We start from the raw sequence: 13,421 nt of genomic DNA on the forward strand, positions 1-13,421 counted from the left end.
TTAGTGTGATGCTGGTTTAATGGTGTAATCTCTTACACTAGTCCCAAACTCAGGCTTATTTCCAGCTGTTTGAACTAAAATGGGGCCTGTTGTAGTATCAGTTCCACCTGGAGAAGTGGCCTTAAAAGAAATCAACTGATCGGACCATGGTGAACTATGACTGCCATTTTCGACAGCCTGGGTTTGCTCTATTCCGTTTACAAATATTTTTCCAGCTGTTTTTCCAAAGTTAACACCTCTAACAGAATACAATTGTCCTGTAATCAACACCTGATCAGTAACATGATCCACATCAAGAATTATTGGCTTCGTAGATATATAAGATTCTAATTGGTTTACCAATAACTTATACTCAACATCTTGATCAATGGAGCTTAAATCTCCAGCATATTTTCTAATCCAGTTTGGAACAACAAACAAGAAGGTATCCTTATGGACAATTAGTTCCTCATCAGCATGAGTAGCCTTAAAGCAAGGGGAAAATTCTACTACTTTCAATGTTTCCGACTCATCCAGATAAAAGTAAAGTACACTTACAATTGGTAATCCCAATAGATACTCACAAACAAAAAGAATATTGCCGATTTTATCAGTTTTTGTAGTTCTGTTGTATGAAAATGTGGCTTGTTTCCCCATTGCATTCAATGTCGCCATCAATGCTTCTGCCCCTATACCATCAGTTAGGGCAACTCCAAGAACTGCTTCTACAAATTTTAGATTGATACTTACCGTATCTTTTTCCATGGTATATGTCATGTCTTCCCGATGTACATTGACAAACATACCACTTCGATTAACTATATTTTCCAAAGGAACATAATCGTAAATGGTATAATAGTCGGTAGGTTTATAGGGTGGAGTAGCATTAGGTTTTGTTGTACTGGTTATTGCCTTGGTCATGGCTGCAAAGAAAACAGCTACCTCTTCAAAGAGATCTTTTGTATTTGGATCTATATTTGATGTTACCGGTTCTGTAGAAGAAATCATAATATTTCCGGTTTCATTGAACACATAGTGTTTCACGGTAGGTTGATTATATTTCTCTTCTGCCGATAATGGAGGTTTAATACTCCTTGATGGCCATTTTACAGGAATGGTCGGGGCTGTATTAGAATTATTATTGTCATGGGAATGGTCATTATTTTGGGCAGCAAGGTCAGTTACCGCAAAAGATTTGTTCTTATTCCCAAAGATTTCAGTCCAAGAATTATCTCCTCTAGGCGGAACAGGGCCAACCACAGCGTCATGATGCCCAAAAATTTTAGTGTTCTCCCATATTTTGTTGGTTTCTGCGGTTAATCTAACCGCTGCTGAGAACTGTGCAATTCCTTCTCCACAAGCAGAAATAAATATTTCTCCTGGAATGGCTAGTTTGTCCATATTGTTTTGAATAAGGTATAAGAAATGAGGCGCATCAATATCGATAACTCCAGGTTTACTATTTCCTATTTCATCATTATTGCCATGTGCAACAACAACTATAGTGGAATTATCCTCCAATGATAATCTAAGTGCTTTGATATCATTCCAATAAAAGATACCATCGGGATTACCCCAGCTAGGGTTCAGTTTGACAGATAAAATGTCTTCGTCCGTAGACATAAAAAGTAAGTAAAGCATTTTCAAATTGTGTTTAGGTTGATAATATATTGTGTGAGTCGATGGGACTCTATATAAGGGGAAGTGATTGAAAATTAAGGAATTTTATTGTAAATTCTTGTGCTTTACGTAAGTATTATCTTATTTAATAATAATTTAATATTCTTAACTAGAAGCTAAATTTGTAATTGAAAAAGATATTAATCATATAATACTATACAGAATTTCATTTAAGTATTTGCACAGTATATTTTCAAATAACAATATAGCACACGTTAATCATGAAGATTTTATGCTATAACTGTCTCACCTGTTCTATAATAACCCTATGCAATGTATAGGGTTATACATTTAGGTATAACCATTTTTTTGGGAAAGGACTCACCAAAACTTATTTTCCAACATTGAAAGAAATGCTATTCCAGCAGCAGCTCCTGAGATAAATACATTCCAGTCACGATGCTTTACCTTAATCATGTTAAGGAAGAGAAAGGCAATACCCACAATAACAAACACGACCAATAGTTGTCCAAGTTCAATGCCTATATTAAATCCCAATAAAGGAACTACAATGTCCGAGGGATCCATGAGCAGTGCTTTAAAGTAATTGGAAAAATCCATGCCATGGATAAAACCAAAAAACAACGCCATGGCATAGTTTCGGCTCATCCGTGAAGTTTTTTCGGTCGGGTTTGGGCCAATGACATTGTGAAGTGCAGTCAAGAATATAGTTGCCGGAATCAAAAATTTTATGATGGTGGAAGATATCGACAAAATATTTAGAGAAACCAAAGCCAATGTAACGCTATGACCTATGGTAAACGCTGTGACAAGAATGAGAATGTTCCTCCATTGTTGAATTCTGTAAACAGCGCACAACACCACCAAAAAGAGAATGTGATCATATCCCGCCAAATTGGAAATATGTTCAAAACCCAACTTTAAATAAAACTCAAAAGGATGCATGTTAAAATTTTAGTTGGTGGACCGGTGTTTTTTTATTGAGCATCAGACTTTTGGAATCTTCGTTAACATGGACATACACAATATTGTTCTGATCAAAAAACAAGTCCGTAAAAACAGCATTTTTAATTTCCAGGGATGTAAGTGGTGATTGTTGTTTAAATTCAAAGTATATCCACAAAGCAGTATTGTCACCTTCGCCGCTTAGTTTTTTTCGTTTAATCTTAAGGTCCACTGTTTTCCTATTTACTTTCACATAGAAAAATTGATCCAAGTAATCCAGCAACAATTGATTTGCTTTGGGTGATTCATTAGGTTGGCAAAAAGCAAGTTCCTTGCTATAGGGGTCAAATACGATAGCCTCGTTCACATCAGTTAAAAATAGCTTTAGATTAATGGTTACAAGCTGTTCAGTGGACTTGTAATCAATCTCGCACAAGGATAATCTTAATGGATGTGTAACCGTTGGCGTGGAAAATCCAAAACAAATAAAAACCAATAACAATCTAAGCAAAGTCATAAAGCATTACGACTCTGATTGACCGGATTGTAGTTCTTCAGCCACAGTTTGAACTTCTTTAAACACACGGATCAAATTACCGCCCCAGATTTTCTCTATTTGCTCTTCGGTATATCCACGTTTTACCAACTCAATGGTGATGTTCATTACTTCACTGGCATCAAAAACACCTTCAATGCCGCCACCGCCATCAAAATCGCATCCAATACCTACGTGGTCAATACCGGCTACTTTCACAATATGATCAATATGATCAGCCACGTGTTGTACTGTTGCAGGTGGTGCAGGATATTTCTCATTCAATTCATGGAAAGATTTCCGTAATGCAGTCCGTTCTTCCTTAGTCATTTCGCTGATTGGTTTCATGCTGGCACGAAGAGCGGCCATTGCAGAATCGCGCTCTACATTGGGAGGGGCTGTTCTCAAATAATCAGCCAACATGGTAAGTTGCACCACTCCACCATTTTCAGCCATCAACTTTAACATTTCATCAGTCATGTTCCGGTCATGCTCAGTTACCTTACGGGCATTGGAATGACTTGCAATAATTGGGGCCTTGGATAATTTGATGGCATCATAAAATACACTATCATTTCCATGCGAGACATCAACCATAATACCCAAGCGGTTCATTTCCCCCACTACTTTGGCTCCAAAATCACTTATGCCATCATGTTCGGTTCCATTGGGGTCAGTAGCAGAATCGGCCAAATCATTGTTTGAGGAATGTACCAAGGTGATGTACCGCACACCTTTCTTAAAATACTCCTCAACATTGGAAAGGTCTTTCCCAATAGGATATCCATTTTCAATACCAATATAAATAGCACGTTTGCCTTCTTTTTCTAGACTATAAGCATCATCAGGGTTAAGTGCCAATCCTACAATATCTGAGTTTCTTTCTGTAGAAGCAACAACAGAGTCTATCATTTGAAGGCATAAGGCTTTGGCTCTTGTGTTACCATCATCATCGCGAATATCCTGCGCCACAAAGGCAGCAAAGAAGATAGCATCCAAATCACCTTCCTTCATCCGTGGATAATCTACCTTTGAACCTGTTTCTTTTGGATCATGACGTTCTGCCATATCAAATCCAGGTTCAATCATACGTAAAGGTGTATCAGCATGAGTATCTAAAGTGAGCACCTTTTTATGAATCTCAAGTGCTCTTTGCACCAGCTCTTCTTCGGTCTCTACTTTTGAATCTGTATTGGCAGGTTTCTCTTTACAACTAGTTATCGTAATTATAAATAAGAGTAAAATGAAATAATTTTGAAATGGTTTAAACATGGGCTTTGAGTTAGTTGATATGGCTTTAAATTACAATTATAGGCGCGTTAGCGCAAATATCGACGACTTCTTTTATTCGGTTTTAACAAATCCTCATTTCAAGGCCATTTAGATTAAGTTATCCGAAGCTAATTCTTGCAGCAACTTCCCAATCATTTCCATCCCTTTTTGGAGTTGTTCCTTGGTAATGAATTCATCAGCTCTGTGTGCTTGTTCAATGGAACCTGGTCCGCAAATTGCTGATTGAAAGCCCTCATTGGCAAATTGACCCGCTTCCGCAGCATAGGACACTGTATTTAACTTTGAATTTCCCGCTATTCTTTTGATCAAATCCACTACGTCATCATCAGCCTTGGTATCAAGATGAGGTACTGGCGGATGATTTTCTACCGTTTTTATTGAAAATTTGGGAAAAACACTTCGCAATTTCTCTTCTCGTTCAGCACAATAGGATTCAAACTCTTCAACTATGCCATAAATATCATCCATAGGAATAGTACGCAAATCCCAATAAAAATGTGCCTTATCCGCAATTACATTAGGGGCGATGCCTCCATTGATCAAGCCAATGTGAATGGTAGAGTGTGGGGGATGAAAACGATCATCCATATGTTTGTCGGCAATCAATTGTTCCATTTTATTCTCTAACCAGAGCATCAACCGCATGGTTTCGTGGATGGCACTTACTTCTTGCTTTATGCGACTACTGTGTCCGGCAGAGCCGTTGACATAGGTTTCTAAAATATAGATACCCTTTTGACCAACAATAGGCTCCATCATTGAAGGTTCTCCAATAATGGCATATTTTGGGGTTTCACTATACTGCGTTTTAATTGCTTTGGCCAATTCTGGTGCAGCCAAACAGCCCACCTCTTCATCATACGAAAAAGCAAAATATAATGGTTTTTTCAAGTTGGCTTCTACCATTTGAGGAAGCATGGCCAAACAACAGGCAACAAAACCCTTCATGTCACAGGAACCCCTTCCATACAATTTTCCATCACCTTTATCCGTAAGCTCAAACGGGTCAGTGGTCCACTCCTGCCCTTCAACCGGAACTACATCTGTATGACCAGAGAGAATAACACCTCCATCTACCTCAGGTCCTATTCTACAATGCAAAGAAGCTTTGTTTCCTTCTTTGTTGGGCAATAAATTCACTTCAACACCATAGGATTCAATGTAATCTTTGATCCAATTAATAATGCTTAGGTTACTTTCCCCACCTAAGACTGGAAAGGAAACAAGTTTTGCAAGTATCTTCTCTACGGTCATATTAACTATAATTTGTTGCCACAGCCACTATCAAGGCTAAAAAAGCAATGCAAAGTAAACTGATCAGAACGGGAAATATAAATCGAATCCACCTATCGATGGAAACTCGACACATACTGAGCATTGCAATAAGTCCCCCTAAAGTAGGATTTATCAGGTTCGAAAGGCCATCTCCTATCTGAAAAGCTAAAATGGTAATTTGTCTGGTCAACCCGAGCGACTCACCCAACGGAAGCATCACAGGCAATGTTGCCAATGCCTGACCACTTCCTGATGGGATAAAAAAGTTGATCACTGTTTGCGAAATAGACATACAAATGGCCGAAGCATACAATGGCAGATCTTGTAATAGCACAGATAATTGATAGGAAATGGTATCACTGATGTTACCCATTTCCATAAGTACCTTAATAGATGTTGCCAACCCGACCATAAATGCTCCCGGGGCAGCAACACTGACCGCTTTTAAAACAGTTTCGCTCATGGCAGTGGCACTCATTCTAGAGGCCAATCCGCACAACAATGCAATTATCAGGAATACCGCGGATAATTCATTGATGTACCAATGCAAATTAAAAACTCCATACATGATGGTTAAAAGACCCGCCAAAAAAATAGCAATGACCAACCAACTTTTTCTGTTCATTTGATATTCTTGGATAGGTTTTGACAAGGTCAACTCAGTAACATCAAGACCTTTTCCCAAGCTTTTTTCTGGATTCAATGTGATTTTTTTGAAATAATACACATTGTAATAGGACATGATTCCCAATGCTGAAAAACAAAGTATACTCCGGAGCAAAGCTCCCGAAAACATGGGGAGTTCAGCAATTTTATGACCTGTGCCGACCGTATAAGGGTTAATGGGCGATAAACCAAAGCCTATGATCATGGCCCCTACTGAAATACCCGCAGCTAAAATTAAATCCCCACCCAAAGCAAGACTAAGGACTGCAGCAATGGGAACCATGGCAATATTATTTTCAAGACCCACCGCAACACCCAATAATCCATAAATAAAGGTCATTAGTACAACAATCAAGTACTTTTTCTCCCGTCCCAGATTTTTTACAAGCGTACCCACTGCATTCTCCACAGCTTTTGATTTTTCCATAAAACCAAACATGATTCCTCCTGCCAATACAATGAAAATGATCTCCACAGCTGCTTTAAAGCCCAGAGGTATAGCCTTGAACATATCCAAGAAACCTATTGGGGTGGATGAAACTGTTTTGTACGAATTGGGGACGACTGTACTTCGCCCATTAACAATGACCCGTTCATAAGTGCCGGCAGGGAGCACATAGGTTAATAGAGTCACAAGGACAATAATGCCAAATAGCATTGTTATGGCATGTGGGACGCGTTTAAAAAAAGATTGGCCTTTAGATTTTTTGCTCATTTATCTCAAATGGACAACTACTTACTTTTTAGTACAAAGGCTCAATTTAAACTGATTTTTCCATACTTCCGGTTAATTTAGACCAATAAATTTCAACCTACATTTTTGATGCAATCAATATTGAAGCCGTAAGTGCCTAGAAAACAACCTCGATTCACTACAAGTAGAAATCAAAATATGGATTTATTCCAATGGGTAAACCCTCCCAACGGGCCATTCATCTTCATAACCATTTCGCCACTTTTCAGAACTAAGCTCCTCGTCGGTAGCCAAACAAGAATCCAACTCTGACCTGATGAGTTCCTCGTCCATATCTTGCCCGATTAAAACAATTTCATTCTTTCGATCACCAAATGTCTTGTGCCAACCTGATTCTATATGTTTTTGATTTTCGATAAATGACAAATATTGAGTACGCTGTTCAAAGGGCATGCTACTCCACCATACTCCAGCGCTATCGGCTCTTAATGATCCTCCGGCCTGACTCCAAACCAAAGCTTGCTCCGGGCGTGAGGCAACCCAAAATAACCCTTTACTACGAATAATGGTATTGGGAAATTTATGCTGCACATAATGCCAAAAACGATCGGGGTCGAACGGTCTTTTACCTCTGTATACAAAAGAACCTATGCCATATTCTTCTGTTTCTGGAGTATGTCCGTCTTTTTTCAATTCTTCTATCCACCCTGCACTTTGTTCTGCTTCTTCAAAATCAAAAAGTCCCGTATTCAATATTTCTTTAGGGGCAACTTTGCTAAAATGAGATTCAATAATACGGGCAGTAGGGTTCAACTTATGAATGGTCGCCCTTAATGTGCCTAAATGCTCTTCGGACACTAAATCCGTTTTATTGAGGATAATTACATTGGCAAACTCAATCTGATCGGTCAATAGATTGACTATAGTCCGATAATCACCTTCCATATCAGTCAAATCCCGGTCCATTAATGTTTCAGGGCTTCCAAAATCTTTGAAAAAATTGAAAGCATCCACTACGGTTACCATGGTATCCACATAGCTAAAACGGGAAAGGTCAATATTGTTTTCTTCATCAACAAAGGAAAAAGTCTGGGCAACCGGCACCGGTTCACTAATTCCGGTACTTTCAATCAAGAGGTAATCAAATCTGTTTTCTTTCGCCAAGCGTTCAACCTCTATCATTAAATCCTCTCTAAGTGTACAGCATATACACCCATTGCTCATTTCTACCAACTTCTCTTCTGTACGTGAAAGGGTATTTTCGTTTTTCACCAACTCTGCATCAACATTAACCTCGCTCATATCATTAACAATAACCGCTACTTTCATGCCCTCTTTGTTGTGCAACACATGATTTAACAATGTAGTTTTTCCAGCACCAAGAAATCCGCTGAGCACCGTTACCGGTAATTTATTAGTTGTCATTTGTCTTTATTAATTATGTTTGATGATTCACTAGTAGCGTACTTCTACAGAAATATAATCCCATAGCGTTGTAAAAATATAGGAAACCCATATCAAATGCAACTTAGTTGCATTAAAAAAGCTGCCTAAGAATCAATCGAAACATTTCTCTAGGTTAAATAATGTGTAAGAGTTCTGATTTAGAATCTCAATAATAAGCTAGTAACCAGCAGCTTGCCCATCTTTACGGCTTTCTGAAGCGCCGTGGTAGACTTTATTTTCATCATCCCATAAAATGGCTTGATATCCGCCATAGATGCCACGTGCAGTTCCTATTTTATGGCCCTTATCCATCAATCCGCGTAATGTTGAATAAGGTATTCCAGATTCTGTCCGTATTAAACCGGTATCTTCAGTTATTTTGCCCATTGGACTAGCTCCTCCCGTATGGTCCCAGCGTGGAGCATCACCCGCCTCTTGCAGATTCATGCCAAAATCAACAAGGTTCATTACAATCTGTGTGTGTCCCATGGGTTGAAAATCACCGCCCATGACCCCAAAACTCACAAAGGGTTTACCATCTTTGGTAATAAAAGCCGGAATAATGGTATGAAAAGGACGTTTACCCGGCTCGAAGGTATTCGCCTGTCCTTTTTTTAGACTGAACAGTTCTCCACGATCTTGGAGCATAAAGCCCAACTTTGGTGGAGCCATTCCTGATCCCATACCCCTGTAATTACTTTGTATCAAGGATATCATGGTGCCTTCGTTGTCCGCCACAGTCATGTAAATGGTTTCTCCTGCCGAAATTTCACCAGCCGAATATTTTCCTGCTCGTTCTCCGATTAGTTTTCTTCTGTTTTCTGCATAATCATCAGATAGCAATTGCTCCACGGGAACATCAAAAAAGTCCATGTCTGCATAATATTTTGCTCGATCCTCAAAGGCTAATTTTTTGGCTTCAGTAAAGAGATGCAAGTGTTCCGCACTCCCAAATTCGATATTAGAAAAGTCAAATCCTTCCAATATCTGCAACATTTGAAGGGCTGCAATACCTTGACCGTTTGGTGGCAATTCCCAAACATCATATCCTCTATAATTAATGGATACCGGTTCTACCCATTCCGACCTATGAGCCGCAAAATCTTTGGCAGAAAGAAACCCTCCTTGTTCTTTGATGAATTTTCCAATGGTTTTAGCAATATCTCCTTTATAAAAAGCATCACGACCTCCTTCTGCTATTTTTCGATAGGTATTCGCCAAGTAAGGATTTTTATAAATCTCACCCTCATTAGGAATTCTACCTCCATTCTGTGATTTATAAGTGTCCTCGATATTAGGAAAACCTTTTGATTCAAAAAATGGTACGGTTCGTTGGATATACCAAGCTATCAACTCAGTTAATGGAAAACCATTTTCAGCATAATCAATGGCAGGAGCCAAAATTTCCTCCATCGGCTTAGAACCAAATTTTTGATGTAGCTCAAACCAACCATCCACCGCTCCCGGAACACTTACGGGCAAAGGACCATGCGAAGGGATTTTTTCCATTCCCTGTTTTTCAAAGTATTCCAAGGTCAATTTTTGAGGTGAACGACCGCTGGCATTGAGACCATATAATTTTTTTGATTTCCCGTCCCACACAATTGCAAAAAGATCCCCTCCTATTCCACATCCTGTAGGTTCCATCAATCCAAGTGCAGCATTTGCTGCAATGGCAGCATCAATGGCGTTACCTCCACTCTTAAGAACATCGAGCCCAATTTGAGTAGCCAATGGATGGCTGGTTGCCACCATTCCGTTTTGCCCCAGCACTTCAGAACGGGTTGCAAAAGTCTCACCTGTAATTCGGTCTTGGGCATTTATATATTGAACAAAAAGAAAAAAACAGAGAAAGCTGTGTACAAAATGTCTCATAGTCGATTTTTTATGGTGTTCTAAAATAGTGAAAATAGAAATGGGAAGTCAAGATATGGTTTGACAGATATCAATCTTATTTTTTAAATCATTAACACTATAATAATATTTAATATAAGTAAACAAAATTTACATATAATAAATTAGACTTCGGAAATTCAATCACTAAAAACCTATTCGATTCATGAAAAAAAGACTAGTTATCATCTTAGCTCTAGGTTTACTATTCGCTAAGGTAGGCGCCCAAGAGTTCAAGGTAAAACCCTATCTTCAATATGCAACTAAAACGAGTATGCGTATTTTATTTGAAACCGAGCAACCTACCAAAGCAGTGGTTCGGTACGGAAATGCATTGCCCAATGCAAAAGCTCCCAATTTGTCATTAAGTGTATCTGATAGTGACTTGAAAACAATGCATGAAGTGGAACTAGTTGGTTTGGAGGTGGAGACCAACTATTTCTGGCAGGTAGATATCATTTCAATAAATGGGAATACTATCTCAAGTGAAGTATCCTCATTCAAAACAAATGTAAAAGACAATACAGCATTCGCATTCGCATTGGTAGGTGATTCCCAACGGAATCAACATGACCCAAAGGACAGTATTGTATGGCGTAAAATTTCTGAGAAAGTTTGGAACAGTAGGCCAAATTTTGTGGTCCACGTTGGGGATTTGGTTGACGATGGGTTACGCATTACAGATTGGACCGAACAATTTTTGCCCGAAGGGCATCAGTTAATGCGCCGTATCCCGATGTACACGGCCCTTGGGAACCATGAAAATGATTCGGAATATTACTATCAATACATGGCGAATCCAAAGCCAGAGTATTACTATTCCTTCACTTATGGCAATGCTGAGTTTTTTGTGATTGATACGAATAGAGATGTTACTGAAAATTCTGAACAATATAATTGGTTGGAACAGGCTTTGGCGAAATCTACTGCTACCTGGAAGATTACCATGCACCACCATCCGCCTTACAGCTCTGAAGAAAATGATAATGGTGATACGTATAAGGGATTATCTACCTATGGTGTGGTGGCCATTCGCGACCTTGTGCCGCTATACGAACGCTACGGTGTGGATTTTTGCCTCTACGGCCATGTACACATGTATGAGCGAACTTGGCCCATAAAGAATAATATGGTTGACCAAGAGAACGGTGTGGTCTATATCAATTCAGGTGGTGCTGGAGGACCTATCGAAGGGTTTGCCCCTACCCGAAACTGGTTCAGTTTGGAACAGCGGCCCGTTCATCATTATTGTACGTTTACCATTTTTGACAAAACGGTCGTTTTTAAGGCCATTGATATGGAAGGGCGTTTGTTCGATACATTTCAAATGACAAAAGAAGATGATAAGGTAATAGTGCAACCCCCAGCTCCAATCCTAAAAATAACCGATGATAGTTTCTTTGGGGAGACTTCATTTTCCATGGAAGGTGGTTTTGATAATCTGGAGATTTATTACACTCTCGATGGAAATCAACCAACAAAAAAATCCAAAAAATATACCGAGCCAATTAGCATCAAAAAAACAACTGTTGTAAAAGCCATTGCTGTTGACAAAAATGGAAATACAAGTAGAGTTCTAACCAGAAGAATTGTGCACGTGCCTATATCAAAGGCAGTTAAAGTGGGTAAGTTAAAACAGGGAATTGAATACAACTATTATGAAGGTGCATGGACAAAATTGCCAAATTTTAAAAAGTTGCCCATTATATCTAAGGGTGAGGTCAAGAATTTTAATATTGAAGGGCTCAATAAAAAGGAAGATTCATGGGGCTTGGTTTTCAATGGATATTATTACGCAGCAAATAGTAAGGTGTACAACTTTTTTACCCGTTCAGATGATGGCTCCCAACTTTTAATTAATGATATTATGGTTGTTGACAATGATGGTGACCACTCCATGCGATTAAGAAAAGGAGGGATTTATTTAGAAAAGGGTTACCATAAGATTGAAGTGCGTTATTTTGATAATTATCATGGTCATAGATTGGAAACAGGTTTGTTTGAAAATGGTAAAAAGTCTGCGTTTTCATCAGTCAACTTATTTCGTGATTGAAAAATCATATTCTTTGGAGTAGATAAAAAAAAGCCCCATTAAAATGGGGCTTTCTTGATAAAAGTATCAGTAATGAATGTTCCTCTTTTACATTCTCAAGCGCATAAATAATTCATGCGTATTGTTGTCAAGACCATCAATGGAATTCTGTATGGATGTTTCATAAGCATACCCCAAGTTGAAGCCATGGGATACACGAAACAAGAACAGACCACTGACACTTTCATCAAAACGGTACGATGCCCCAAATTCGAACCGTTCACCAAAATCCAAAATACTTGTCAATTCCAAAGACACAGGTGAAGCATCAACATAACGAAACATTCCCATAGTCTTTAAATCCAATGTTTTGCCAAGAATAAAACTATAGCCTCCACTTAGATAAGCATGCATTCTATCAACTCCAAGGTATGCGTTGCCGTCACGCTCCTGTAAACGTTCCGGGGTCAGTAATTTTGGTGCTGAAAGAGATGCAAAGTATCTATCATGCTTCAGATAAACCCCTGCACCAACATTTGGTGTAAATCGACTTTTATAATCAATAAGAGCACCATCTTGACCCACGCCGTAGGTAACCAGACCTGTTGTGTTGGCATCATAGGAGTTTGCACTACCTTTTAGTCCAAAATACAGTGTATGGTCTTCATCCAACTGGATATGGTATGAAACATCAATGGCCATCCAGGTTTGCTGCTCTATAAAAGTCTTATCGTTCAAGACAGAGACACCTAATCCCAGTTTTTTACCCACAGGCATCCCAAAAATTGCACTTTGACTTTCGGGGGCTCCTTCCACTCCAGCCCATTGACTCCTAATTCCCAATGAAAATTCAGCAGACTCTGAGCTCCCTGCAAATGCTGGGTTATAAATATTCATATTATAGCGGTAAAAGGTGTAGCTTGGATCTTGTTGTGCCTGAAGCGCCATGGAAAAGATCAAAACCACTACCAGTATTACGATTCTATTTATTGTTTTCATGATTTTAAACTGTGTTTTTGTTG

General features: G+C 38.9%; 10 protein-coding genes. 1 reads left to right on the forward strand and 9 read right to left on the reverse strand.

Going from position 1 to position 13,421, the window contains the following annotated elements:
- The 8 genes from HJC33_RS14160 to ggt all read right to left on the reverse strand — a co-directional run bounded on the left by HJC33_RS14160 (nucleotide 1) and on the right by ggt (nucleotide 10,349).
- Nucleotides 1-1,620 carry a hypothetical protein gene (locus HJC33_RS14160; protein WP_171659471.1) on the reverse strand — a complete coding sequence of 540 codons (1,620 nt, stop codon included), beginning with the start codon at nucleotides 1,618-1,620 and terminating at the stop codon, nucleotides 1-3.
- Nucleotides 1,621-1,980: 360 nt separating this feature from the next.
- Nucleotides 1,981-2,565 (reverse strand): HupE/UreJ family protein, encoded by a 585-nt coding sequence (locus HJC33_RS14165; protein ID WP_171659472.1) that lies wholly within the window; start codon nucleotides 2,563-2,565, stop codon nucleotides 1,981-1,983.
- A 1-nt stretch (nucleotide 2,566) separates the two neighbouring features.
- Nucleotides 2,567-3,082, reverse strand: a complete 516-nt coding sequence (locus HJC33_RS14170; protein ID WP_171659473.1) for a DUF6702 family protein — start codon at nucleotides 3,080-3,082, stop codon at nucleotides 2,567-2,569.
- A 6-nt stretch (nucleotides 3,083-3,088) separates the two neighbouring features.
- A complete protein-coding gene (locus HJC33_RS14175) occupies nucleotides 3,089-4,372 on the reverse strand; it encodes a dipeptidase (protein ID WP_171659474.1) in 1,284 nt (427 codons plus the stop codon).
- Between the two features lie 108 nt (nucleotides 4,373-4,480).
- Nucleotides 4,481-5,647, reverse strand: a complete 1,167-nt coding sequence (gene argE / locus HJC33_RS14180) for an acetylornithine deacetylase (protein ID WP_171659475.1) — start codon at nucleotides 5,645-5,647, stop codon at nucleotides 4,481-4,483.
- 1 nt (nucleotide 5,648) lies between these two features.
- On the reverse strand, nucleotides 5,649-7,049 hold the full coding sequence (locus tag HJC33_RS14185; protein ID WP_171659476.1) for a YfcC family protein: 1,401 nt from the start codon (nucleotides 7,047-7,049) through the stop codon (nucleotides 5,649-5,651).
- A gap of 183 nt (nucleotides 7,050-7,232) precedes the next feature.
- A complete protein-coding gene (locus HJC33_RS14190; protein ID WP_171659477.1) occupies nucleotides 7,233-8,453 on the reverse strand; it encodes a GTP-binding protein in 1,221 nt (406 codons plus the stop codon).
- 198 nt (nucleotides 8,454-8,651) lie between these two features.
- A complete protein-coding gene (ggt, locus tag HJC33_RS14195; RefSeq protein WP_171659478.1) occupies nucleotides 8,652-10,349 on the reverse strand; it encodes a gamma-glutamyltransferase in 1,698 nt (565 codons plus the stop codon).
- A 184-nt stretch (nucleotides 10,350-10,533) separates the two neighbouring features.
- Between ggt and HJC33_RS14200 the strand changes: the two genes are divergently transcribed.
- Complete coding sequence (locus tag HJC33_RS14200; protein WP_171659479.1) at nucleotides 10,534-12,420, forward strand: metallophosphoesterase; 1,887 nt, start codon at nucleotides 10,534-10,536, stop codon at nucleotides 12,418-12,420.
- An 87-nt stretch (nucleotides 12,421-12,507) separates the two neighbouring features.
- Here HJC33_RS14200 and HJC33_RS14205 read toward each other — a convergent pair whose 3' ends face one another.
- Entirely contained in the window at nucleotides 12,508-13,398 is an 891-nt protein-coding gene (locus tag HJC33_RS14205) for a PorP/SprF family type IX secretion system membrane protein (RefSeq protein ID WP_171659480.1), read from the reverse strand.
- Nucleotides 13,399-13,421: the final 23 nt, after the last annotated feature.

Source organism: Flagellimonas amphidinii, from assembly GCF_013090115.1.
GTDB classification, from domain to species: domain Bacteria; phylum Bacteroidota; class Bacteroidia; order Flavobacteriales; family Flavobacteriaceae; genus Flagellimonas; species Flagellimonas amphidinii.